The 22,070-nt window shown below is 64.7% G+C and carries 19 protein-coding genes; 7 read left to right on the top strand and 12 right to left on the bottom strand.

Features of this window, described 5'->3' with window-relative positions:
* Positions 1-199: 199 nt before the first annotated feature.
* The 3 genes from AQZ49_RS16205 to AQZ49_RS16195 form a co-directional block, all read right to left on the bottom strand.
* A complete protein-coding gene (locus tag AQZ49_RS16205) occupies positions 200-1,072 on the bottom strand; it encodes a GlxA family transcriptional regulator (protein ID WP_067617906.1) in 873 nt (290 codons plus the stop codon).
* 88 nt (positions 1,073-1,160) lie between these two features.
* Positions 1,161-2,621, bottom strand: a complete 1,461-nt coding sequence (locus AQZ49_RS16200) for a catalase (RefSeq protein WP_067618379.1) — start codon at positions 2,619-2,621, stop codon at positions 1,161-1,163.
* A 93-nt stretch (positions 2,622-2,714) separates the two neighbouring features.
* Complete coding sequence (locus AQZ49_RS16195) at positions 2,715-3,653, bottom strand: helix-turn-helix domain-containing protein (RefSeq protein WP_067617903.1); 939 nt, start codon at positions 3,651-3,653, stop codon at positions 2,715-2,717.
* A gap of 304 nt (positions 3,654-3,957) precedes the next feature.
* On the opposite strand from AQZ49_RS16195, the gene AQZ49_RS16190 reads away from it, so the two are divergent.
* Positions 3,958-4,590: a TetR/AcrR family transcriptional regulator gene (locus AQZ49_RS16190; protein WP_231739277.1), complete on the top strand. Its 633-nt coding sequence runs from the start codon at positions 3,958-3,960 to the stop codon at positions 4,588-4,590.
* 45 nt (positions 4,591-4,635) lie between these two features.
* On the opposite strand, the gene AQZ49_RS16185 is transcribed toward AQZ49_RS16190, so the two are convergent.
* Together AQZ49_RS16185 and AQZ49_RS16180 are read right to left on the bottom strand one after the other, a co-directional pair.
* On the bottom strand, positions 4,636-4,824 hold the full coding sequence (locus AQZ49_RS16185) for a hypothetical protein (protein WP_067617900.1): 189 nt from the start codon (positions 4,822-4,824) through the stop codon (positions 4,636-4,638).
* A gap of 182 nt (positions 4,825-5,006) precedes the next feature.
* Positions 5,007-5,747, bottom strand: a complete 741-nt coding sequence (locus AQZ49_RS16180) for an SDR family NAD(P)-dependent oxidoreductase (protein ID WP_067618373.1) — start codon at positions 5,745-5,747, stop codon at positions 5,007-5,009.
* 250 nt (positions 5,748-5,997) lie between these two features.
* On the opposite strand from AQZ49_RS16180, the gene AQZ49_RS16175 reads away from it, so the two are divergent.
* Positions 5,998-6,555, top strand: coding sequence for a TetR/AcrR family transcriptional regulator (locus tag AQZ49_RS16175; RefSeq protein ID WP_067617897.1), 558 nt, complete (start codon positions 5,998-6,000; stop codon positions 6,553-6,555).
* Positions 6,556-6,602: 47 nt separating this feature from the next.
* Here the strand turns inward: AQZ49_RS16175 and AQZ49_RS16170 are convergent, their stop codons facing one another.
* From AQZ49_RS16170 to AQZ49_RS16155, 4 genes are all read right to left on the bottom strand, one after another.
* Positions 6,603-7,064, bottom strand: coding sequence for a MerR family transcriptional regulator (locus tag AQZ49_RS16170; protein WP_082701839.1), 462 nt, complete (start codon positions 7,062-7,064; stop codon positions 6,603-6,605).
* Between the two features lie 73 nt (positions 7,065-7,137).
* The gene (locus AQZ49_RS16165) at positions 7,138-8,811 is read right to left on the bottom strand and encodes a long-chain-fatty-acid--CoA ligase (protein ID WP_231739276.1); all 1,674 of its coding nucleotides are present in this window, start codon (positions 8,809-8,811) and stop codon (positions 7,138-7,140) included.
* Between the two features lie 25 nt (positions 8,812-8,836).
* A complete protein-coding gene (locus tag AQZ49_RS16160; RefSeq protein ID WP_067617892.1) occupies positions 8,837-10,150 on the bottom strand; it encodes an OmpP1/FadL family transporter in 1,314 nt (437 codons plus the stop codon).
* A 63-nt stretch (positions 10,151-10,213) separates the two neighbouring features.
* Entirely contained in the window at positions 10,214-10,654 is a 441-nt protein-coding gene (locus tag AQZ49_RS16155; RefSeq protein ID WP_067617889.1) for a DUF2147 domain-containing protein, read from the bottom strand.
* Between the two features lie 176 nt (positions 10,655-10,830).
* Here AQZ49_RS16155 and AQZ49_RS16150 point away from each other — a divergent pair, with 176 nt between their 5' ends.
* From AQZ49_RS16150 to AQZ49_RS16130, 5 genes are all read left to right on the top strand, one after another.
* Entirely contained in the window at positions 10,831-11,964 is a 1,134-nt protein-coding gene (locus AQZ49_RS16150) for a thiolase family protein (RefSeq protein ID WP_067617887.1), read from the top strand.
* Positions 11,964-14,282: a 3-hydroxyacyl-CoA dehydrogenase/enoyl-CoA hydratase family protein gene (locus AQZ49_RS16145; protein ID WP_067617884.1), complete on the top strand. Its 2,319-nt coding sequence runs from the start codon at positions 11,964-11,966 to the stop codon at positions 14,280-14,282. The genes AQZ49_RS16150 and AQZ49_RS16145 overlap by 1 nt, the downstream gene beginning before the upstream one ends.
* A gap of 13 nt (positions 14,283-14,295) precedes the next feature.
* Positions 14,296-16,086: an acyl-CoA dehydrogenase C-terminal domain-containing protein gene (locus AQZ49_RS16140; RefSeq protein ID WP_067617882.1), complete on the top strand. Its 1,791-nt coding sequence runs from the start codon at positions 14,296-14,298 to the stop codon at positions 16,084-16,086.
* A 142-nt stretch (positions 16,087-16,228) separates the two neighbouring features.
* On the top strand, positions 16,229-17,566 hold the full coding sequence (locus AQZ49_RS16135) for an LLM class flavin-dependent oxidoreductase (RefSeq protein WP_067617879.1): 1,338 nt from the start codon (positions 16,229-16,231) through the stop codon (positions 17,564-17,566).
* 247 nt (positions 17,567-17,813) lie between these two features.
* The gene (locus AQZ49_RS16130) at positions 17,814-18,596 is read left to right on the top strand and encodes an aspartyl/asparaginyl beta-hydroxylase domain-containing protein (RefSeq protein WP_067617876.1); all 783 of its coding nucleotides are present in this window, start codon (positions 17,814-17,816) and stop codon (positions 18,594-18,596) included.
* A gap of 11 nt (positions 18,597-18,607) precedes the next feature.
* Here the strand turns inward: AQZ49_RS16130 and AQZ49_RS16125 are convergent, their stop codons facing one another.
* From AQZ49_RS16125 to ugpC, 3 genes are all read right to left on the bottom strand, one after another.
* A complete protein-coding gene (locus AQZ49_RS16125) occupies positions 18,608-18,970 on the bottom strand; it encodes a hypothetical protein (protein WP_067617873.1) in 363 nt (120 codons plus the stop codon).
* Positions 18,967-19,302, bottom strand: a complete 336-nt coding sequence (gene grxD, locus AQZ49_RS16120) for a Grx4 family monothiol glutaredoxin (protein WP_067617870.1) — start codon at positions 19,300-19,302, stop codon at positions 18,967-18,969. The genes AQZ49_RS16125 and grxD overlap by 4 nt, the downstream gene beginning before the upstream one ends.
* A gap of 140 nt (positions 19,303-19,442) precedes the next feature.
* On the bottom strand, positions 19,443-22,070 hold the full coding sequence (ugpC, locus tag AQZ49_RS21920) for a sn-glycerol-3-phosphate ABC transporter ATP-binding protein UgpC (protein WP_082701838.1): 2,628 nt from the start codon (positions 22,068-22,070) through the stop codon (positions 19,443-19,445).

The raw sequence follows: 22,070 nt of genomic DNA, 5'->3' as shown, positions 1-22,070 counted from the left end.
GATATCATTCCAATTTTTCCGCGTGGCAGTTTATCCGGGTATTCTGGCAAGTTTCAAGGCCCGGCAGCGTTTGTAAAGGGCGCCCGGATCAGGCAATTTGCAGGTGTCGGAGCCGTTGATCCTGCCCTGCCCCCTCCCCAGCGGATCACGGTTCCGGCGCTTTGCCTGGCCTATGCAGTCTTGCGCTGCGGCGTCGGGTTCAGGCGGGATGAGCCAGAACGTGGTCAATGCCCTGCGCACGCGGGATGGTGGATACCGTACGGGGCTGGCGCTTGCGCTGACGCAGCGCCGCCGGGCTGATCCCCAGCCTGCGCTGGAACACCACCCGCATCTGTTCGGCCGTGCCGAAGCCGCTGTCGTGCGCGATTACTTTCAACGCCATCTCGGTACCCGCAATCAGCGCATAGGCGCGATCGAACCGCACCATTTCGACATAGTCATGCGGCGTCATGCCCAATTCGGCAACGAACAGCCGCGCCAGGCTGCGCGGGCTCATTGCCGCGACTTCGGCCAGACGGTTGATCGAAAGCTGCGCCCCCGGATTGGCGCAGACATAGGCCTGCACCCGCGCCAGTTGCGACCGCGTTTCGGCACGCGGAGAATCCGACCATGGCGCATGGTGCGGCGTGCCGGACACCATCTGCTGCGCGCACCGGACCGCCAGTTCGGTGCCATGATCGCGTGCCACCCGCGCCAGCGCGAGTTCGATCCCGTGCGCTGCGCGCGCTGGCGTGCACACCATCGGCTCGGCCTTGGAGCGGATCGTCTCGATCGCCTGTTCGTCAAACCACACTGCGCGCGCGCGATTGCCCGAGGCATCGTGGTGGGGCAAATCGGCCGCGATCAGCACGGTGTCGAATTGCAGCGTGTGATCGGTGAAATCGCTGTCGGGCACGATGGTCAGGCCGTTCGAGGCCCGGATCGGGCGCTGTTCGGGCGCCACTACCGTTACATCATAGCCGCCCATTGGTGACAGCAGCGCATTCGCCCGCGCAAACACGTCCAGCGGCCCCGTCACGTTTAGCGTGGAAACACCGTCATAGATGACAATCGCCACTGCCAGCCGCTCCATTGACACTCTCCGATTGGCAAAGGCGGGCCGTTTCGCAGTAGCGACCGGGATCGCCACGGCGCAAGGCCCGCCTTTACGGGGGTTTGGCCTATTCGGCGGCTACGGCCAGTTCGAGACCGAGCGCGCGCGCGACGCCCGCGCCATAGTCCGGATCGGCCCGCGTGCAATTGGCGACGTGGCGTTCCTGGATGTGCAGATCGGCAGCCCCGAGCGACCGCGCGGTGTTGTCGAACAGCGCCTGTTGCTGCGCCGGGGTCATCTTGCGGAACAAAATGCCCGGCTGTTCCCAGTGGTCATCATCGACGCGGTGGTCATAATGATCGGCCGGGCCATCGATCGGCAGCGGCGGTTCCGAAAAATCGGGCTGGTTGGCCCACAGGTTCTGCGAATTGGGGTGATAGGACAGTGTCCCCCCCAGATTGCCGTCGGTGCGCATTGCCCCGTCGCGATGATAACTGACATGCTGGTTGCGTGGCGCGTTGACCGGGATGAGATGGGCATTGACCCCCAGCCGATGGCGATGCGCATCGCCATACGAGAACAGCCGCGCCTGCAGCATCTTGTCGGGCGAAAAGCCGATGCCGGGCACGATGCTGGCGGGCGTGAACGCCGACTGTTCGACTTCGGCGAAATAGTTGACCTGGTTGCGGTTGAGTTCGATCACGCCAACCTCGATCAGCGGATATTCACCCTTTGGCCAGACTTTGGTCAGGTCGAACGGATTGTGGCGATGGGCCTTGGCCTGCGCCTCGGTCATCACCTGGATCGAAAAGGTCCAGCGCGGGAAATCGCCGCTTTCGATCGCGGTGAACAAGTCGCGGCCATGGCTTTCGCGGTCGTTCTTGACCACTTCGCCAGCTTCCTCGTCGGTCAGGTTCTCGATACCCTGCTGCGTGGTGAAATGGAATTTCACCCACACGCGTTCATTGTCGGCATTGATCAGCGAGAACGTGTGGCTGCCAAACCCGTGCATGTGGCGGAACGTGCGCGGCAGGCCGCGTTCCGACATCACGATGGTCACCTGGTGCAGCGCTTCGGGCAGCAAGCTCCAGAAATCCCAGTTGTTGTTGGCCGACCGCAAGCCGGTGCGCGGATCGCGCTTGACCGCATGGTTCAGGTCGGGAAACCGCAACGGGTCGCGAAAGAAGAACACCGGCGTGTTGTTGCCGACGATGTCCCAGTTGCCTTCGTCGGTGTAAAATTTCATCGCAAAGCCGCGAATGTCGCGTTCGGCATCCGCCGCGCCGCGTTCCCCGGCGACCGAAGAAAAACGCATGAACATGTCGGTCTGCTTGCCGATCTCGGAAAAGATCTTGGCCCGGGTCAGGTGGGTGATGTCGTTGGTGACGGTGAACGTGCCGTAGGCGCCCCAGCCTTTGGCGTGCATGCGCCGCTCGGGGATCACTTCGCGATCGAAATGCGCAAGCTTTTCCATCAGCCAGACATCCTGCAACAAGGCCGGACCGCGCGGACCGGCGGTGAGGATGTTGGTGTTGTCGGCCACGGGCGCACCGGCGGCATTGGTGAACGGGACGCGGGCATCAGTCATGGTCATCGCTCCTGAAGGGAATGAATTGCTGGCCAGCCTATCGGGACAGACAGGCAGGTGATTGTAGGTTTGGTGTATTTTTGGGAATGGTGATCACAGACCGACGGCGGCGGGCAGCGACACCGTTACCGTGTCGCGGCGTTGACGGCGCCAGGCCCCCGGTGAGGCGCCAACCCGTTTGGTAAAGGCGTTGGTGAAATCGCTCTGATCGGAAAATCCGCATTGCGAGGCAACGCTGGCCAGCGACGACTTGCCCGACAGCAGGTAGCCCATGGCGCGTTCGATGCGCTGGCTCATCAGCCACTGATGCGGGGTTTCACCGGTGGCCTGGCGAAATGCATTGGTAAAATGCGACACCGACAGGCGGCATTCGTCGGCCAGCGCCATGAGCGAGACTTGCGCGTCGAGATTGGCCAGGATCATCTCCTTGGCACGCCGTTCCTGCCACGGCGCCAGCCCGCCGGCATCGTTGCGCGGCGCGCATTCGACACCGAACTTGCGCACGACATGGGCGCAGACCGAATGCAGCACGTGATCGATGAACAGGCGCGGCGCATTGGCCGGATCGGTGACGAACGGCAGGACTGCGCGCGCAAATCCTTCGAACACCTCGTCCTGGGCGTAGGCATCGGCACTATGGGCGAGGTCGATCGTGGCCTTGCCGCCGGTTTCACGAATACGCCGATCGATCGCCGCCCCGGGGATGTCGAACGTCAGCAGATCCAGATCATAGTCGCTCCACCACGCCTGACCGGGGCGCAGATCGCGCATCATCGATTGATAGGCCCGCGCGGGCGGCAGGACCACCTGGCCCGAATTGAGCACCAGCGTCGTCTGCGGCGCGTCCCTGAGCGGGATTCGCACCGAATCCGCATCGCGATTGCCAAAGGCAATCAGGTGCCCGCGATGGACATCGCCCGACCGGATCCGGCTGACGCTGACGGCCTCGTCAAACGGCACATGCATTTCGGTGATGGTGGTGACGTTCAAGCGTACCGCGGGGTCGCGTTGCGGCGTAACGAACAGGGCCATGGTAATCTCCCGTGTGGGCTGAACATGCATCCTGACTAGGGGCAAGGTCGCCCTACGCTCAAATTATACCAAAGGATTACGCCCCCGCCGCTGCACCGACAGGATCCGAACCGCCTCCAATTTTTCCCATTATATATCTGTTTTTATTATATTTAATTACGTCACTCTGGCACCCTACTATACCTAGATATAGACCCTGTTGGCCTCTCGGATCGTGTGCGCATGGGCAGTTTCGGATTGGGCCGCAGTGTCCAGAAAACCGATCGGTCACTGGTTGTGCATTGACGGCGTCGGCCTATATCCGATGGCCATGACACATGACCGGGCATCACACGCCGCACCCACGGCCGCATCGCACGAGGGCGAGCATTCGGTTCGCACGCAACTGATCGAAGCCGCAGCCGTGCATTTCAGCCGATATGGCTATGCCAAGACCACGCTGGCGGAGCTGGCCCGGGAAGTGGGCTTTTCCAAAAGCTATATCTACCGCTTTTTCAAATCAAAGCAGGAGATTGGCGAGGCAATTTGCGAAATAACCCTGCAAAGAATTCTGACCGCCATCGCCAACGACGCAATGGCCGCCGAATATCCCACCGAAAAATTGCGCAAGACCTTCAAGATCATTGCCAATTTTGGCGTCGATACGTTTTTCCACGATCGCAGGCTGCACGACATTGCCGCAGCATCGTATGACGAACAGTGGGGATCCTCCAAACGGTACAGGCACGCGGTGGCAGAATTCATCCGCCAGATCCTGACCGAGGGCCGCGCCTCCGGCGAATTCGAACGCAAAACACCGCTTGATGAAACCGTTCGTTCGATCATGCTCGCGATCAGTCCGTTCATGGACCCACGCGCCTTGCAACACAATCTGGACCTGGTGCCCGAAGGGCTCGTCGAATTGACCGGCCTGGTCCTGCGCAGTCTGGCGCCATGACCCTGACCGTCACACACCGGCGCGCCGGTCACGGCTGATCGCGCGTCAGATCGTGTCGCCGCAGGGTTTGCCGCGGTCGGCCTGCAGGGCCGCCAGATCGATCTCGACCCGCATGATCCGCTCTTCGAGGCTGGCGGTCTCGGACCGCTCGACTGCTTCGGCCCACAGCGTCAGCCATGTCCAGAAACGGGCCAAGGGCCCTTTGGCGGGGGGTGTCGAGGGCAGTCTGGTCATCACGGGGTTCTCCTTGGCGGGATCAGTTCGGGGGTGCGGGCAGTGATCCGCCCGCCCCCCTAAGCACAGAGGCACGGGACGGCGGCTGGTTGGGCCAGGTCGAAGCCCGGCGGCAGTTGCACAATCACAACCACCTGGCCCGTGTCACGTCTGCTGCCCCGGCCCAGGGCCGGGGCACCTGGTCATGCGATGGCGTGAACCATGCCCGACAACTGGGCCTGGACCGCCGCGGGATCGTTGCGGAAAGCGTGCGCCACCTGCTGCGTCAGTTCGCCGGGGAACACGTCGTCGGTGGTGCCTTCCAGCGCTTCAAGCGTGGCCAAGGCGACGGTTTCGGGGGTCAGCCGGGGTTCGGGAAGCGCCGCCCCCATTGCCGTGTCGACTTGTACCGGCAGAACGGCCAGCACACGCACGCCGCGCGGGGCCAGTTCTGCACGCAAAGTGCGCGTCAGCGACAGGCCAGCCGCCTTCGATGCCGAATATGTGCCCGCAGCCGGCAGCGTGGCCAGCGCCAGGAACGACAGCACGTTGACGATCGCGCCGCCCGACTGGAACGCCGGAGTGTGGCGCAGCGCCTGGGCCAGTGCCAGGATGCCGAAATAGTTCACCTCCATTTCAAGCCGCGCCTTGTCGAGCGTGTCGGTCGACAGCGCGCCCGCAAACATGGCGACACCGGCATTGTTGATCAGCAGGGTAACGTCGCTGACGAGTTCCGCCGCACGCGCGATCTGCGCCGGGTTGGTCACATCGAGTTCGATCGGAACGAACACATCGGATTCGGCCAGCAACGCGCCGAGCGAGGTGACGTCGCGCGCCGCGAGGTAGATCTTCGCCGCACCCGGTTGGACCAGAGCGCGCGCATAGGCCTGACCGATGCCACCATTGGCACCGGTAACGAGAGCCACAGAACCAGCAATTTTCATATTGATCTCCATCAGTGGAGGGGTGCGGCCTGGCCGGTCTGGCCCCACAATCATTATCTTCGCAATGATTGGTTAGATTGCATATCCAATGATTGGGATCAAGGGGGCGCGGGCTATACATTGGTATCGCGACGCGCCGACGGCAGGCCGCCGCCGCCAATCTTGACTTGATTGCAACCGGCCATTATCATTGCTGACGCAATTATTAATTCACCGGCGGCACTGTGTCGCTGCAAGCCCGGAACCGATCATGAAAGTCAGCAAGGCGCAGGCGTCCGAAAACCGGGATGCAATCATCCGCGCCGCCGCCGCGCAACTGCGTCTGCGCGGGTTTGACCAGATGAGCGTGGCCGAAGTCGCCCGCGCCGCCGGTCTGACCCATGGTGCGCTGTATAGCCACTTCAAATCCAAGGATGAACTCGCCGCCGCAGCAATCAGGGCCGCGTTCGCACAGACCCTGCAGGCGTTCACCGGCGCCAGCATGGACGATTTTCTGGCCTGGTATCTGTCAGCCAGCCACCGCGATCATCCCGAAGCAGGATGCCCCAATGCCGCGCTCGCCGGGGAAGTCGCGCGCCAACCGGCCACCACCCAGCAGGCGTTTCGCGACGGGCTGGAGAACTTTGTCGGCCTGGCCGGAGAAACGCTCGAACGCGCCGGACGCGAACACGGTCGCGACCGGGTGATCACCGTGTTTGCCGCCATGGTCGGCGGCCTAGCGTTGTCCCGCGCCATACGCGATGCCGATCCCGCTGGATCGGACGCGATCCTCCAGGCCATCGCCTCGCAGATCCAGGCGCTGATCTGAGATTTTTTGTATCCTCACCGGCACGGGGAGGAACCTTTCCGGGTTGGTCACGATGACAGTTCGGTAATCCGCGCGCTGGCTTGCTGATCCATCGATTTGAGTTCGGCAATCGTCATGTCGAGCGCAGCGCGCTGGCGTTCCAGTTGGCGGGTGCGCACGCGGATCTGCGCGACCAGATGCTGCATCTGTTCAAGCTGGGTCGGATCGGCGTCATAAAGATCGAGGAACTCCTTGATCTCGCGGATCGAGAACCCCAGCCGTTTGCCGCGCAGGATCAATTGCATGCGTGCCACGTCGCGCCGCGAATAGATCCGCGTGTTGCCGACCCGCGCGGGCTCGATCAGGCCCTTGTCTTCATAGAAGCGCAGCGTGCGGTGGGTAATGCCCAGATCCGCCGCAACCTCGTTGATCCCGCAAAGTCCCGCCAGCGCCGCCCCCGCATCGCCGGGATGCGGCGCATGGTCGATCGCCTGCGGCACAACCGATCCGTCGTCTGACCCATGGGTCATGTGTTCGCTCGCCAAAGGCCGGTTATCCCCCCAAACAATCCCTTCGCCAGTCGACCAGAAATGCGCAACCAGATCAAGGTGCTTGAAGGGCGTCGGCGCGCGCCTGCTCTTCGGCGACGAGTTCCTTCTTGGACAGCTTGCCGATCATCGTGCGCGGAAGGGCATCGCGGATCTCGATCGCCCTGGGCAATTCGATCTTGCTCAGGTGATCGGCCAGAAACGTGCGCAAGGCCTCGGGCGTTACGCTTGCGCCGTCGTGCAGCTTGACGAACAGCTTGGGACTTTGCCCGCGATAGCGATCGGGGATGCCGATGGCGATGGCTTCCTCGATCGCGGGATGGAGATAGGCGGCTTCCTCGATCACGCGCGGATAGACGTTGTAGCCGCCCGCCAGGATCACGTCCTTGATGCGATCGACCAGGTAGAGATAGCCGTCTTCATCGAAATAGCCGACATCGCCGGTGCGCAGCGCGCCATCGACGAAGGTTGCCACAGTGTCCTCGGGCTTGTTCCAGTACCCCGCCATCACTTGCGGCCCGCGCGCGCAGACTTCGCCGCGTTCGCCCTGCGGCAGGATGCGCGTGGGGTCTTCGGGATCGCGGATTTCCAGCGTGGTGCCGGGAAAGGCAACCCCGCACGAATTGGCACGCGCTTCGCCGAACACCGGGTTGCAGGCGATCACCGGCGAGGCCTCGGTCAGGCCATAGCCTTCGCAGATGCGCACCCCGGTGCGCTGTTCAAACACCGTGCGCACATCGAACGGCAGCGGTGCGCCGCCCGAAATGCACGCGATCACCCGGCTGAGATCGGGCAGATCGGCATCGGCCAGTGCGGCAATCGCGATGAACAGCGTGGGCACGCCAAAGAACATCGTCGGCGGCTTGCGGCGGCACGCGGCGCGCATCGCGTTCATTTCAAAGCGCGGCAACAACACCAGTTCGGCGCCGATCAGCACCGAAAAATCGAGCACCGCGGTCAGCGCAAAGACATGGAAGAACGGCAGCACCGCCATCGTCCGCTGCGGCGCGGGCAAATCCACCCCGATATGTTTGCGCTGTTGCAGCGCATTGGCGGTGAGGTTGCGATGGGTCAGCATGGCCGCCTTGGGCGTGCCGGTGGTGCCGCCGGTATATTGCAGAACGGCCAGATCGTCGGGCGCCAGCGTCACCACATCGGGCGCGGCGCGGTTGCGCGCCAGCCGGGCAAAGGTGATATGTGCCACCGGGCCCGAGGCGGGGATGCGGGCATGTTCGGCCCGCTTGAACAGCCGCCAGCCCAGCGCCTTTGGCCAGGGCAGGATTTCGGCCATCGGGCAGACGATGACATGGCGCAACGCGGTGTCGGCGGCGGCCTCCACCACTTTGCCATGGAATTCGGCAATATCGGGCACCGCGATCGCCACCGCCCCCGAATCGTCGAGCAGGTGGCGCACTTCGCGCGCGGTGTAGAGCGGGTTGCAATTGACCACGACCACGCCGATGCGCGCCGCCGCATAATAGAGCGCGATATAGTGCGGCGTGTTGGGCAGGCACAGCGCCAGCCGGTCGCCCTTGCCCAGCCCCAGATCCTGAAGGCCCCGCGCCGCGCGCGCGGCCCAGTCGCCGATCTCCGCCCAGGTCCAGCACCGGCCCAGGAAATCGACCCCGGGCCGGTCGCCATGATCGCGCACTGCCCCTGCCAGCAAGTCGCCCACCAGCATGACCGGCGGTTGCCACAAGACGGGAGATGGGGAAGCAGGTGCGATCATGGCGGCCTCGGTCGTGAAAGCTATATCAGAAACGCAGGCGTCCACCGAACGAGACGATGAACACATGCGCCGAAGTTACCTCGCCGCTCATCAGCACCGGGGTCGCCACGGCGGTCCCGACATAGGCTTCGGTCGGCCGATCGATCGCCGCCGATTTCAGCGCGACATAGTTGAATGCGGCGTCGAGCGTCAGGTTCCTGGTCACGTCATGGCTGGCGCCGGTGGCAAATGTCCAGCGATTGCTATCGGGCACGCGGGCGTCGCGCTGGTCGTCCTGCACCGGGCTGAGATCGCGCTGCACCCCGCCGCGCACCGTCCAGCCCTTGGCGACATCGGCATCGAGGCCGAGCGCATAGTTCCAGGTGTTGCGATAGTTTTCGGGGATGGCCGTATCGAGCGGCGCGCCCAGGTTGATCTGGTTGAACTTGCTCCAGCCAAAGCGGATCACTTCGGCATCGAGCGTCAACCGCTGGGTCAGCTTGTACCGCGCGCCCGCGCCCAGTTGCCAGGGCGTGGTGAACGAGGCGGTGGTCGCCGTCGAGCCATTGCCGCCCGCCAGCGGACCGTCGAGGCCCGACACAACGACTTGTCCGTCGAGATGATGGACGATCGCCGACTTGTAGCTGGTGCCAAAGCTCAGCCGCCCGGCCTCAATCCGCGCGCCGAGCGAAAAGCCGACGTCCCAGCCATGGCCCGACAGGATCTGCTGCCCATCGGGCAAGGCGGCGACGAGGTTGGGTAGCGCATTGCCGAAGGTTGCGCTGGCGCGTTCGATGTTGATGCCGCCGCCCAGATTGATGCCGATGCCGTCGGGGCCGTCGAAATGGACCGCGACGGTCGGCTGGATGTCGATCGTGCGCAGCCGGGTCGACAGCGCCGAATAGCGCGCAAAGCTGTCAGCCGCATAATTGGTGGTGAAATTGTACGGCGCGCTGATCGCCAGCCCGACCGCGATCTGGCGGGTCAGCGCATGGGCAATCGCGCCCTGCGGCACCAGGCCGTTCGAAATCGGATCGTTGGTGACCGGATTGCCGCCGACCGAGGCCGGGTATTGCCCGGGACGCACGATCAGCGAACCGGTGTCGGTGACCGTCGCGCGCGGCAGGATTTCGGTGGCATTGATCGAAACGTCGCCGCCGATCATGCCGCCGATCGCCGCCGGGTTCCACCACAGGCTGTCGGCCCCGGTGTCGGCGATTTCGCCCGAATCCGCGCGGCCGGTCGCGCGCGCCGACTGTTCCTGAAGGTAAAAGCCGCTGGCCATCGCCGGTTGCGCCAGGGCGAAAAATCCGCCGCTGGCGATCAGGGTGGTGGCGAACAGGCGAGAAATCTGGGTCATTCTGGGGGGGATCCGCTTGTTGGGGGAGGAAAACGCGCGCCCATGCCATGGGCACCGGGGTTGTCAATGAAGACGCTGCCAGGTCTGCGACTTGCACAAGGGCCACACGATACAGCCCTTGAGCGTGATGGTGTCGACGCCCGCCAGCGTCATCGTGGCGTGGTAGGTGCCGCCGTCTTCGGGGTTGTAGATCGTGCCGCCGTCCCAGCCGCCACGCGTGCGGTGGAACCCGCCGAGCAGCATCAGGCCCTTGAGCGGGCGGCTGCGCAACGCGGCATCGCTGTTCTTGGTGTCCCGGGCATCGGCGTTGGCGCGGATGGCGTCCGAAGACATCAGGCGGCCGCACACGCTAGTGCCGCACGCGGTGATTTCAACTTCGCCGTGTTTTGACGGAGTCGCCCATCGGCCGATCACATCGTCGGGTTGCGACACCGGGGCCGCGCTGCCCGAAACACTGGCCAGAAGGGCCGCCAGACCGCAAACGGCGAGCGATAAACCTTTCATTCTTCACACATCCTTGCACCCGAAGGGACCGGTGTCGTTCACCGTGACGAATCACCCTATGCCGCAAATTTTGATTGACGTATAGGTAAAGTTGAGCACCCTTAGAGAAGCTTGCGGCGCAGTCGCTGTCCGGGGCACGAGATTCGCGTCCCGCCCGATCTTGAAGAGGAATTGACATGACCAGTGTTGTCATCGCCGGTTACGCCCGGTCCCCGTTCCATCTGGCCGGCAAGGGCGCGCTGGCGCGTACCCGGCCCGACGACCTGGCCGCCGCCGTGGTGCGCGCGCTGGTCGAACGCACCGGCGTCGATCCCTCCGCGATCGAGGATCTGGTGCTCGGCTGCGCGTTCCCCGAGGGCGAACAAGGGCTGAACGTGGCGCGCATGATCGGGCTGATCGCGGGTCTGCCGTTGAACACCGGGGGCATGACGGTCAACCGGTTCTGCGGTTCGTCGATGAGCGCGGTGCATTATGCGGCCGGGCAGATCGCGCTGGGCGCGGGCGAGGTGTTCATCGCGGCGGGCGTCGAAAGCATGAGCCGGGTGCCGATGCAGGGGTTCAACCCCCTGCCCAACCCGGCGCTGGCCAAGACCAGCAGCGCCTATATCCCGATGGGCGATACCGCCGAAAACCTGGCCAGCCGCTATGGCATCGACCGTGCCACCCAGGAAGCCTTTGCCGTGGACAGCCAGCGCAAGGCCGCTGGGGCCATGACGGCGGGCAAACTGGCCGATGAAATCGTGCCGATCAGCACCAAGGCCGGGCTGGTCGATACCGACGGCTGCCCGCGTCCGTCGACGACTGCCGAGGCGCTGGCCGCGCTGAAGCCCGCGTTCAGCGCCAACGGCTCGGTCACGGCGGGCACGTCCTCGCCGCTGACCGACGGCGCCAGCGCGGTGCTGGTGGCGAGTGAAGACTATGCCCGCGCCCATGGCCTGCCGATCCTGGCGCGCATTCGCGGCACTGCGATTTCGGGATGCAGCCCCGACATCATGGGCATCGGCCCGGTCGAATCGAGCCGCAAGGCGCTGGCACGCGCCGGGATCGGCGTCGCCGACCTCGACGTGATCGAATTGAACGAGGCCTTTGCCAGCCAGGCGCTGTCGTGCATTGCCGAACTCGGGCTCGATCAGTCCAGGATCAATCTCGACGGCGGGGCGATCGCGCTCGGCCATCCGCTGGGCGCCACCGGGGCGCGCATCGTCGGCAAGGCGGCGTCGCTGCTGCGGCGCGAAGGCGGCCGGTTTGCGCTGGCCACGCAATGCATCGGCGGCGGTCAGGGTATCGCCACCGTGCTGGAGGCGATCTGATGAGCGAACCGGTCAAAAAGGTCTGCGTGATCGGTGCCGGGGTGATGGGCGCCGGGATCGCGGCACAAGTCGCCAATGCCGGGGTGCCGGTGCTGCTGCTCGATATCGTGCGCAACCCCGCCGATCGCAACGCGGTGGCCGCCGGCGCGCTCAAGCAGTTGCAAAAGGCCGAACCCGCCGCGTTCATGTCGCGCGGCGCGGTCAAGCTGGTCGAAGTGGGCAATATCGAGGACGATCTGGCCCGTGTCGCCGAATGCGACTGGGTGATCGAGGCGATCATCGAACGGCTCGATCTGAAGCACGCGCTCTATGAAAAGCTGGAAAGCGTGCGCCGCCCCGGCACGGCGGTGACTTCGAACACCTCGACGATCCCGCTCGGGCAACTCGTGGCGGGGCGCAGCGATGCCTTTGCGCGCGATTTCTTCATCACCCATTTCTTCAATCCGCCGCGCTATATGCGCCTGCTCGAAGTGGTTGCCGGGCCGCGCAGCGATGCCAGTCTGGTGAAACGGATCGCCGATTTTGCCGACCGCGCGCTCGGCAAGACGATCGTCGCGTGCAAGGATACGCCGGGCTTTCTGGCCAACCGGGTCGGCACGTTCTGGCTGCAAAGCGCGGTCAACGCCGCGTTCGAACTGGGCCTGACGGTCGAACAGGCCGATGCCATCGCGGGCAAGCCAATGGGCGTGCCAGGCACCGGCATTTTCGGGCTGGTCGATCTGGTCGGCATCGACCTGATGCCGCATCTCAAGGCCAGCCTGACCAGCACCCTGCCCGCCGACGATCCTTATCAGGCGATCGCGATCGATCACCCGCTGATCGATCGCATGATCGCCGACGGGTTTACCGGACGCAAGGGCAAGGGCGGGTTCTATCGCGTCAACCGCGAGGCGGGCAAACGGCGCGAGGCGATCGATCTGGTCAGCGGCGACTATCGCCCGCAGGCCAAGCCCGAACCGCTGCCATCGCGCGCGCTGAAAGAACTCAACGCGCTGCTCGCGCTGCCCGGTGCGGCGGGCGCCTATGCCTGGGCGATCCTGGGCCCCACGCTCAGCTATGCCGCCGCGCTGGTGCCGCAGGCCTCGGACGATGTGCTGGCCATCGATGTGGCGATGAAGCTGGGCTATAACTGGAAATATGGCCCGTTCGAACTGATCGACCGGATCGGCGTGGCGACCTTCGTTGCCCGGCTGGAGGCCGAAGGGCGCCCGGTTCCGGCGATCCTGCGCGTGGCCGATGGCCGCCCGTTCTATCGCATCGAGGCCGGACGTCGCCAGGTGCTCGGCGCCGATGGCAGCTATGGCGATGTGGTGCGGCCCGACGGCGTGCTGTTGCTCGATGATATCAAGCTGACGGCCAAGCCGCTGCTGAAGAACGGTTCTGCATCGCTGTGGGATATTGGCGACGGGGTGGCCGCGCTGGAATTCACCTCGAAGATGAACGCCATCGATGGCGAGATTCTCAAGCTGATCGGCCAGGCCGTGCCGCTGGTGGCCAGCCGATTCAAGGCGCTGGTGATCTATAACGAGGGCGGCAATTTCTCCGCCGGGGCCAATCTGGGCCTTGCCATGTTTGCGGTCAACATCGCCGCTTGGGGCGAGATCGAAAAGCTGGTCAGCGGCGGGCAGATGGCCTTGAAGGCGCTGAAATACGCGCCGTTCCCGGTGGTGGCTGCGCCTGCGGGCATGGCGCTGGGCGGTGGGTGCGAAATCGTGCTGCATGCCGATGCAGTGCAGGCCCATGCCGAAAGCTATATCGGACTGGTCGAATGCGGGGTCGGGCTGGTGCCGGGCTGGGGCGGCTGCGGCGAAATGCTCGCACGTTGGCAGGCGATGCCCGGCTTGCCCAAGGGGCCCATGCCGGCGATGACCAAAGTGTTCGAAACGATCTCCACCGCGACCGTGTCGAAATCGGCAGCGCAGGCGGTGGAGCTTGGCTTCCTGAGGCCCACCGACGGCATTTCGATGAACCGCGATCGCCTGCTGGCCGATGCCAAGGCGCGCGCGCTGGCGCTGGCGCCCGGCTATCAGCCCCCTGCCCCGCCGACCTATCGCCTGCCCGGCGCGGGTGGCAAGGCGGCGATTGCGCTGGCCGTCGCTGGCTTTCGTGCGCAAGGCAAGGCAACGCCGCACGATGTGGTGGTGTCTGCGCATCTGGCCGATGTGCTGACCGGCGGCGAAGCCGATCTGGTCGACACCGTGACCGAGGGCGATCTGCTGGCGCTCGAACGCAAGGCATTTCTGGCGCTGGTGCGCAATCCCGCAACGCAAGACCGCGTGGAGCACATGCTGACCACCGGCAAACCGCTGCGCAATTGAAGGATACCCGATCATGCAGGTCTATTCCGCTCCTTTGCGCGACATGCGCTTCGTGCTTCACGAACTCCACACCGACGATGGCTTTGGCGATCTGCCCGCCTTTGCCGAAGTCACCCCCGATCTGGCCGAGGCGGTGCTGACCGAGGCGGCCAGGCTGTGCGATGCGGTGATCGCCCCGCTCAACCGCAGCGGCGATGAGGAAGGCTGCCATTTCGAAAACGGCACCGTGCGCACCCCCGCCGGGTTCAAGGCGGCGTGGGACCAGTTTGTTGCCGGTGGCTGGAATGCGCTGGTGCTGCCCCCGCAATGGGGCGGACAGGGCCTGCCCGAAGCGCTGGGCAAACTGGTCGATGAAATGGTCTGCGCCGCCAATGTGTCATTCAGCCTCTATCCGGGCCTGACCAACGGGGCGATCGCGGCGATCGACGGCTATGCTACCGACGCGCTGAAGGCGACCTATCTGCCCCGGATGGTCGGCGGCGAATGGTCGGGCACGATGTGCCTGACCGAGCCGCATTGCGGCACCGATCTGGGCCTGCTGCGCACCCGCGCGGTCCCCGCCGAAGACGGCAGCTATCGCGTGTCGGGCGCCAAGATCTTCATTTCGGCGGGCGAACAGGATCTGACCGACAACATCGTCCATCTGGTGCTGGCGCGCCTGCCCGATGCGCCCAAGGGCGTCAAAGGCATCAGCCTGTTTCTGGTGCCCAAATTCCTGCCCGATGCGCAAGGCCAGTGGTCGGTGCGCAATGGCGCGCATTGCACCGCGATCGAGCACAAGATGGGCATCAAGGCGTCTGTCACGTGCCAGATGCTGTTCGAGGATGCCACCGGCTGGCTGGTCGGCGAACCCCATCGCGGGCTCGAAGCGATGTTCACGATGATGAACGCCGAACGCGTCGGCGTCGGTATCCAAGGGCTGGGGATCGGCGAGGCGGCCTATCAGGCGGCGGTGTGGTATGCCAAAGACCGAGTCCAGGGCCGGTCGCTGGCGGGCACCAAACATCCCGAACTGGCCGCCGATCCGATCATCGTGCACCCCGATGTGCGGCGCATGCTGCTGACCATGCGCGCGTGGAACGAAGGGTGCCGGGGCATTGCCGGATGGGTGTCGCGCGCGCTCGATGCCGAAAAGCACGCCCCCAATCCGCAGGCCCGCGCCCGCGCCGCCGATTTCGTCGCGCTGATGACCCCGGTGGTCAAGGCGCTGTTCACCGATCTGGGTCTGGAAAGCGCCAGCCTGGCGGTGCAGGTCTATGGCGGGCACGGCTTCATCCGCGAAAGCGGGGTCGAACAGTACATGCGCGATGCGCGCATCGCGATGCTCTATGAAGGCACCAACGGCATCCAGGCGCTCGATCTGGTCGGGCGCAAGCTGCCGGCCGACATGGGCCGCAAATTGCGCGGCCTGTTCCACCCGATCGCCGGATTTATCGAGGACAATGGCGCCGATGCAGGCCTTGCCCCGTTTGTCACCGGGCTGAAGCGCGCGTTCGAGGCCTTGCAGGGCGCGACCGCGATGATCGCCGAGCGCGGTTTGCGCGATCCCGAAGAAGCGGGCGCGGCCGCCACCGACTATCTGCGGTTGATGGGGCTGGTGGCGATGGCCTATGTGTTCGCCCGCGCGGTCAAAGTCGCGCAGGCGCGGCTGGCCGAAGGCAGCGACGACGCTGCCTTTTACACCGCCAAGATCCATACCGCGCAGTTCTTCTACGATCGGCTGTTGCCGCAGGCCACCGCCGCGTTCCTGGCGATCAAGGCCGGCAAGGCCTCGACCATGGCGCTGGCCGAAGCGGCGTTCTGACGCTGCGCGGGCAGCCACGGCATTGCTGCCATGGCTGCCCGCGCATCCAGATTAATTCATCGCCATATAATAAGAACTCGGTGTCGCGGGCCCGCGAACAGGCCGAACACTGGCACGGTAATCCCCCTTAGGAGACCATGCCATGACTTCGGCGCGCACCATCAAACTCGGCCTTATCCTGCACGGGGTCGGCCGCACCTGGGACGACTGGCGGCATCCCGACCGCGACGTGACGGCCAGTACCAATTTCGCGTTCTACACCCAGCAGGCGCAGCTTGCCGAACAGGGCAAGTTCCACTTTCTGTTCGTTGCCGACAGCCTGTCGATCAACGACAAATCGAGCCCGCATTACCTCAACCGGTTTGAACCGCTGACCATCCTGTCGGGGCTGGCGGCGGTCACATCGAAAATCGGCCTCGTCGGCACGCTGACGGTCAGCTATTCCGAACCGTTCAATGTCGCGCGGCAGTTCTCGTCGCTAGACCATCTGTCGGGCGGGCGGGCCGGATGGAACGTGGTGACATCGTGGCTAGGCGAAACGTCCGCCAATTTCAGCCGCGCCGAGCACCCGGCGCACGACGTGCGCTATCGCATCGCCGCCGAATACCTCGATGTCGTGCAAGGGTTGTGGGACAGTTGGGAGGACGATGCGCTGGTGGCCGACAAATCCACCGGGGTGTTCGTCAACCCCGACAAGCTGCATGCGCTGAACCACAAGGGCGAATTCTTTCAGGTGCGCGGCCCACTCAACATCAAGCGGTCGCGCCAGGGCCAGCCGGTGATCTTTCAGGCGGGGGCATCGGACGACGGGCGCAATTTCGCGGCCAAACGCGCCGAGGCGATTTTCTGCGGACCGGCCAACATCGACGAGGCGCAAAGCTATTATCGCGACGTGAAGGCCCGCGCACGCGGCTTTGGCCGCGAAGGCCGCGAACCGCTGATCCTGCCCGGCGTTGCGCCGATTGTCGGCCTGGACGAAACCGATGCCGAAGCGCGCTATCAGGAACTGCTCGCGCTCACCTCGATCGAGACCGGACTGGGTTTCCTGGCCCGCACGTTCAACGATCACGATTTCCGCCGCTATGATCTCGACGGGCCGTTCCCCGATGTCGAACATATTGGCTGGAACAGCCAGCAGAGCGGAACGCAGCGTATCCTCAAGCTGGTGCGCGAGGAAAACCTGACGCTGCGCCAGGTCGCGCAACGGCTGGCCAGCCCCAGGGGCGATTTCGTCGGAACGCCGGTGCAGGTGGCCGACAAGTTGCAGGAATGGTTCGCAAGCGAAGCCGCCGACGGCTTTGTGCTGTTCGAGCCGCTGCCGGGACAATTGCGTCTGTTTGTCGACCACGTGATCCCGATCCTGCAAGAGCGCGGCCTGTTCCACCACGACTACGAGGGCGGTACGTTCCGCGAACAGCTTGGCCTGCCCTTCCCGGTCAACCGCCATACCCAGGCACGCGGCGCACAGTCTGCGGCATAGGCCATCGGCCCGGTCGCGCCAGCGACCGGGCCGATACGACAACCTGTTCCAATCGCTGTGAAATTCCGTTAAAACAGGCGTAGCAAAGCAGCACGCGTCGTCGGCCACGCATTGTGATACCGATCTGCAATTTGAAGCATATTCTTCCAAGATCGATCCGCAGCAATGCCGCAGAGTCCGTCCGTCCGCCGCGTGCGCCTGTGCATCCGCACAGCGTTGCGCGACCAGATTGGAGGAGGACCGACGAATGCAGCAAACTCTCTCCGGCCAAAGTGTGCTGAACCGCCCGGCGCGAACCCGGCGCCCGCTGACCATCCGCATCGGCAGCAAATTGCGCCCTCACCTTGATCAGATGATGACGCCGTTCTCGCTGATTGGAACCGATCCGGTGTTCGATTCCGCCGCGTTTGGCTGGGCCGAAATGCTGCGCGCGCATTGGCAGGCGATCCGGCAAGAGGCGCTGGTGGTGGCGCGCAACCCCGATGCAGTGCCCGCGCTCAACACCATATCCCCCGACCACCAGACCATCGCTGCCGACCAGGGTTGGCGGAGCTTTTTCCTCGTCGGCTATGGTGCACGGATTCAGCGCAACCTCGACCAGTGCCCGGTCACCGCGTCTGTGCTGGCGCATGTGCCCGGTCTCAACAGCGGGTTTTTCTCGATCCTCAAACCCGGCACACACATTCCCCGCCATGTCGGCGTGACCAAGGGCCTGATCACCTGTCACCTGGGTCTGGTGGTGCCCGAAGGCCCGCTGCGGATGATGGTCGATGACCGCGAACTGCGCTGGCGCGAAGGCGAAACGCTGTTTTTCGACGATACGTATCCGCACGAGGTGTGGAACGACACCGATGGCACGCGGATCGTCCTGCTGGTGCAGTTCGAGCGGCCCTTGCGCCAACCCGGCCGCGCGATTGCCAAGGCGTTTCTGGGCGGGATCAGGCGGTCGGCCTTTGTCCGCGATGCGGTCAGCAACCTCGACAAATGGGAAGAGAATTTTCGCAAGATCGAAGAGATTGCGTCACACTGATCCCGCAAGGTTCAGCGGCGATAGCGCCTGCGATCGCCGCCGGGCTTGAAGAACACCACAAACGGCAGGCTGACATAAGTAACCACTGCCGTGGCGATCAGCGGATCGGCCAGATCGGCGCCGATCCAGGCAATCGCTCCCAGCCAGGCCAGAACCCCACCGCCAAGCGCCAGCAGCGCGGCGGGGGCGAGGCCTCGCGACGGGTGCGCCGCCGCCACCGGTGCGCGCGGCGTGCCGATCGCCGGCAGCGTGACGCGCGTGCGTGCCACCATTTTGCGCCGGGTACGCATGGTCCGGCGCCGGTCATCGTGGCGCAACCGTACCGCAGGCAGCGCCCGCGACGCGTCACCGTTGCTGTGGGCCGGGGCGATCATTTGACCGCGTCCCCGGCAGACATGCCATGCACCACGTCGGCCAGTTCGCCCGCCTGGTACATTTCCATCATGATATCCGACCCGCCGATGAATTCGCCCCTGACATAAAGCTGGGGCACCGTCGGCCAATCCGAATAGGCCTTGATGCCCTGGCGCATGGCCTGATCCCGCAGCACGTCGACAGAGGCATATTCGACACCCAGTTGGTCGAGAATGGCGACCGCACGGCTGGAAAAGCCACACTGCGGAAACAGCGGCGTGCCCTTCATGAACAGCACGACATCATGCGACGCAATGGCATCGGCGATCCGGGCCTGGGTTGCGTCGGTCATCGGTCATTCTCCTGTGCACACCACCGCACGGGGCCATTCCCGGCGTTGTCAATTATTCATTGCGGTGGCAACTATAAGAATGCCAGTGATGGTATTCAAGATGTGCGGGGCGCGCCTTTCGCGAAAAAAAATCGATCGGTTCAAGTGACAAAATCGATTGACCGCCGCAGTGTCCAGCCGGCGATCGCCTCGACCCGCGCAGTGCCCGCCGTGGCCCGCATCACCAGGTGCAGCGGCCCTGGCGGAAAGACCACGCCCGTCCATATCCGGCGCCCGCCCGCAATGACAATCTCGACCAGACCGGCATCGCACACGATGGTCAGATCGACGGCCCCCGACGCAGGCATTTGGGTGGTGGTCAGGCGCGCAAAGCTGTCCTGCGGGCACACTGCCGAGGCGTGGCGATCGAACGCGATCGTCCCGGCCGGCAGATCGAACGTCATGGTCAGCAACGCGTGATCGTGATCGTGCAGCGTCAGCGCGATCCGGCCTGCGCCCCGGTCGATCAGTCGCACCGACTGGCTGAACCCGGCACCGGGCAGCGGCACAACGGTTTGGTCACCGTCGTCGAGCGTGACCGGGGGCAGCATCGTTCCGGCCTGGCGCAAATCGTCCAGCGCGCCGATCAGGCGCTGGCCCAGCCGCCAGCGCCCCGCCTCTTCGAACAGGAACACCTGGCGCGGCAGCGACAGCGCGCCGCGCCAGGGCATCGTGGGATAGGCCTTGCCCGACTGGTGGTTCGACTGCCAGCCGATCCACACCGGCCCCGGCTGATCGGGCGGCAAGTCGCCCCAGGTCACCGCGGCATAGAAATCGGGGCCGCAATCGACCGGATCGCCAGCCGGATTGCCCCGCTGCGGATCGAGCACAAAGCGATGGCCATCAAAGGCGCCAACAAAGTATTGCGCGCCCGATCCGCCCGCCAGCAGCCCGGTATCAACATCGACCTTGAGCACCCAGTGCGCCTGCCGGTCATCGCCATCGACGCCGACCTGGATCAGATCGGGGCACTCCCATTGCCCGGCAACCGCGCCGTGGCCGCCGAATTCGCCTGCCAGCACCCAGTCGCGCAAATTGGCCGAGCGATAGAACTGCACCACCTGGCGGCGCGCCAGCACCGCCGCCATGATCCACGCCCCGCTTGGCGCGTGCCAGAACACTTTGGGATCGCGAAAGTCGGTTGCCCCAAGATCGATCACGGGATTGAGCGCATAGGCGGTGAACGTGCGGCCCCGATCCTGGCTGACCGCCAGATGCTGCGCCTGGATTTCGCTGCCCGGATGGTAGGCGGTGTAGAACGCCAGCATGGGCGGCGTGCGGCCATCGCCCAGCCCCGACACATTATCCCGATCGACCACCACGCTGCCCGAAAAGATCATGTGATCGCTTTCGGGAATGGCCACTGCCAATTCACGCCAGTGCAGCAGGTCTGTGCTGATCGCGTGGCCCCAGCTCATGTGGCCCCAGTCGGTGCCATGGGGATTGTGCTGGAAAAACAGATGATATTCGCCATCGAACCAGACCAGTCCGTTGGGATCGTTGATCCAGTTGCGCCGCGCGGTGAAATGGAACTGCGGGCGGAACGGCTCGGATCCGAGGGGCGGCACGGCGGGACTGGCAGAGGCTGGAATCATGGCGGGCGCGGTTACTCGGTCGGTTGAAGGGGCGGCTTTGGCCAGGGCAGTGCCGTCATCGGCGAACACATGAGCGTGATCGCTGTCGAACCGCAGCCCGACGCGCTGGCCCGGCGCAACGTCGGCATCCGCCCCGCCCAGCCTGACCGCGATCGGGGCGGGCGCACCCGGCACATCGAGAAAGGCGAAGGTGTCGGCACCCAGCCGTTCCAGCATGACCACCGTGCCCGGCAGCACGGCCTGATCGACCGGGCACACCGTGCAATGTTCAGGCCGCACGCCCAGCGTCACCGCCGCGCCCACGGCCGGCGACGCCGCCCGCGCGGGCACCGTCACCACGCGCCCGACCGCACCATCGAGCGCAACCGCCATCCCACCCGATCCCGCCGCGGTGACCTGCCCGGCCAGAAACCCCATCGTCGGCGTGCCGATGAACCCGGCGACAAAGCGATTGGCCGGGTGCTCGTACAAATCCATCGGCCTGCCGACCTGACGCACCAGCCCGCCTTCGAGCACGACGATCCGGTCGGCCAGCGTCATCGCCTCGACCTGGTCGTGGGTCACGTAGATCACGGTGTTTTTGAGTTGCTGGTGCAGCTTGCCGATTTCCAGCCGCATCTGCCCGCGCAAGGCGGCGTCGAGATTGGACAGCGGTTCGTCGAACAGGAACACATTGGGATTGCGCACGATCGCCCGCCCGATCGCCACGCGCTGGCGCTGGCCGCCCGACAACTGGCTGGGGCGGTGTTTGCGCAAGGCGGTCAATTGCAGCACGTGCAAAGCCTGGTCGACCCGCGCCGCCAGTTCTGCGGGCGGGGTCCCGGCCAGTTTGAGCCCGAACCCGACATTCTGTTCGACCGTCATGTGCGGATAGAGCGCATAGGACTGGAACACCATGCCCACTCGCCGTCGCGCCGGGTCCCAGTCGTTGACGACGCTGTCGTCGAACCGCAGTTCGCCCGACGTGATCTCTTCCAGCCCCGCAATCATCCGCAACAGCGTCGATTTGCCGCAACCCGACGGGCCGACCAGCGCGACAAATTCGCCCGGCGCAACCGTCAGGTCGATGCCTCTGATGATTTCGGTCGCGCCATAGCTTTTGCGGATATCGCGAAGGATCAGCGATGCGGGCAT

The organism is Novosphingobium sp. FSW06-99, from assembly GCF_001519065.1.
Classification (GTDB): Bacteria; Pseudomonadota; Alphaproteobacteria; order Sphingomonadales; family Sphingomonadaceae; genus Novosphingobium.
Note: the sequence above shows the minus strand (reverse complement) of the source record. Positions and strands in the feature narration are given on the sequence as shown.

Coding starts and splice junctions, on each gene's coding strand:
- AQZ49_RS16205 (WP_067617906.1), bottom strand. CDS start 1,072: ATGGAGCGGCTGGCAGTGGCGATTGTCATCTATGACGGTGTTTCCACG.
- AQZ49_RS16200 (WP_067618379.1), bottom strand. CDS start 2,621: ATGACTGATGCCCGCGTCCCGTTCACCAATGCCGCCGGTGCGCCCGTG.
- AQZ49_RS16195 (WP_067617903.1), bottom strand. CDS start 3,653: ATGGCCCTGTTCGTTACGCCGCAACGCGACCCCGCGGTACGCTTGAAC.
- AQZ49_RS16190 (WP_231739277.1), top strand. CDS start 3,958: ATGGCCATGACACATGACCGGGCATCACACGCCGCACCCACGGCCGCA.
- AQZ49_RS16185 (WP_067617900.1), bottom strand. CDS start 4,824: ATGACCAGACTGCCCTCGACACCCCCCGCCAAAGGGCCCTTGGCCCGT.
- AQZ49_RS16180 (WP_067618373.1), bottom strand. CDS start 5,747: ATGAAAATTGCTGGTTCTGTGGCTCTCGTTACCGGTGCCAATGGTGGC.
- AQZ49_RS16175 (WP_067617897.1), top strand. CDS start 5,998: ATGAAAGTCAGCAAGGCGCAGGCGTCCGAAAACCGGGATGCAATCATC.
- AQZ49_RS16170 (WP_082701839.1), bottom strand. CDS start 7,064: ATGACCCATGGGTCAGACGACGGATCGGTTGTGCCGCAGGCGATCGAC.
- AQZ49_RS16165 (WP_231739276.1), bottom strand. CDS start 8,811: ATGATCGCACCTGCTTCCCCATCTCCCGTCTTGTGGCAACCGCCGGTC.
- AQZ49_RS16160 (WP_067617892.1), bottom strand. CDS start 10,150: ATGACCCAGATTTCTCGCCTGTTCGCCACCACCCTGATCGCCAGCGGC.
- AQZ49_RS16155 (WP_067617889.1), bottom strand. CDS start 10,654: ATGAAAGGTTTATCGCTCGCCGTTTGCGGTCTGGCGGCCCTTCTGGCC.
- AQZ49_RS16150 (WP_067617887.1), top strand. CDS start 10,831: ATGACCAGTGTTGTCATCGCCGGTTACGCCCGGTCCCCGTTCCATCTG.
- AQZ49_RS16145 (WP_067617884.1), top strand. CDS start 11,964: ATGAGCGAACCGGTCAAAAAGGTCTGCGTGATCGGTGCCGGGGTGATG.
- AQZ49_RS16140 (WP_067617882.1), top strand. CDS start 14,296: ATGCAGGTCTATTCCGCTCCTTTGCGCGACATGCGCTTCGTGCTTCAC.
- AQZ49_RS16135 (WP_067617879.1), top strand. CDS start 16,229: ATGACTTCGGCGCGCACCATCAAACTCGGCCTTATCCTGCACGGGGTC.
- AQZ49_RS16130 (WP_067617876.1), top strand. CDS start 17,814: ATGCAGCAAACTCTCTCCGGCCAAAGTGTGCTGAACCGCCCGGCGCGA.
- AQZ49_RS16125 (WP_067617873.1), bottom strand. CDS start 18,970: ATGATCGCCCCGGCCCACAGCAACGGTGACGCGTCGCGGGCGCTGCCT.
- grxD (WP_067617870.1), bottom strand. CDS start 19,302: ATGACCGACGCAACCCAGGCCCGGATCGCCGATGCCATTGCGTCGCAT.
- ugpC (WP_082701838.1), bottom strand. CDS start 22,070: ATGCCCGCATCGCTGATCCTTCGCGATATCCGCAAAAGCTATGGCGCG.